Source organism: Herbidospora sp. RD11066, from assembly GCF_054661255.1.
In genome coordinates, this window is the sequence record NZ_BAAGDO010000403.1 from 1 (window position 1) to 231 (window position 231).

Here is a 231-nt window from a genome sequence, read left to right on the forward strand (position 1 = left end):
GGTGATAGCAATGGTCATGTTGGTCTTGGAGTCAAGTGCTCCAAGGAAGTGGCCACGGCTATTCGTGGTGCCATTATTCTTGCTAAACTTTCTGTTATTCCTGTGCGCCGTGGTTACTGGGGTAACAAGATCGGACAGCCCCACACTGTGCCATGTAAGGTGACAGGAAAATGTGGCTCAGTACGTGTGCGTCTGATCCCTGCACCCAGGGGAACTGGTATTGTGCCTGCC

1 protein-coding gene is annotated in these 231 nt (G+C 52.4%); it reads left to right on the plus strand.

The window, feature by feature from the left end:
- The coding region (locus ACYQ78_RS40185; protein ID WP_459806250.1) for a hypothetical protein at positions 1–231 on the plus strand (231 nt) is incomplete at both ends.